The organism is Flavobacterium columnare NBRC 100251 = ATCC 23463 (genome assembly GCF_002530675.1).
Lineage (GTDB): Bacteria > Bacteroidota > Bacteroidia > Flavobacteriales > Flavobacteriaceae > Flavobacterium > Flavobacterium columnare.
The window spans coordinates 1-893 of record NZ_PCMX01000029.1; the positions used below are offsets into that span (position 1 = coordinate 1).

Genomic DNA, 893 nt, shown 5'->3' on the forward strand with positions numbered 1-893 from the left:
AATGTTAAGCCTGCTGGAACATTTACACCTGTTAGGCTTACTTGACCTGCTGCTGCACCTATCGTAACGTTTGATCCGTTTAACTTATCGTTTAACGTTACATTGGGGGTATTACCTCCTGAGGCAACAGTTACTTTAGCATCGTCTATAGCGTCAATAACATTTTTAACTTCTACTATAGCAATTGCTTTATCACAGTTTACTGGAGTTGCTCCGTTCTCACAGATTTGATACTCTACTTGGTATGTGCCACTTGGTGTGGTAGCGCCTACAGTAATCGTACCATCTGCATTTAATGTTAAGCCTGCTGGAACATTTACACCTGCTAGGCTTACTTGACCTGCTGCTGCACCTATCGTAACGTTTGATCCGTTTAACTTATCGTTTAACGTTACATTGGGGGTATTACCTCCTGAGGCAACAGTTACTTTAGCATCGTCTATAGCGTCAATAACATTTTTAACTTCTACAATTATATTGGCTGTTTTACAGTTTACTGGAGTTGCTCCTGTTTCACAAATTGTATAAGGAATCGTGTAAGTACCACTTGGTGTGCCTGGCTGGATCGTTACATTACCATCTGCATCAATACGAATAGAACCTGTTGTAACAGGGGTTACATCTGTGTTGGCTGCGGTTACTGCCACTCCGTTTAGAGTATCTGATCCGTTTCCATTATTCGCTAAAACGCTTCCTGCGACAGTAGTTGCTGTAGTTGAGGTAGCAATAGTACCTAAATTATCATCCTTAGCTAGTAAATCGTTTTTAACTTCTACAGTTATATTGGCTGTTTTACAGTTTACTGGAGTTGCTCCTGTTTCACAAATTGTATAAGGAATCGTGTAAGTACCACTTGATGTACCTGGCTGGATCGTTACATTACCATCTGCATC

The 893-nt window shown here is 40.6% G+C and carries 1 pseudogene; it reads right to left on the bottom strand.

From position 1 onward, the window contains the following. Positions 1-893 (bottom strand): annotated as a pseudogene (locus B0A78_RS14435) (hypothetical protein); the annotation flags it as partial.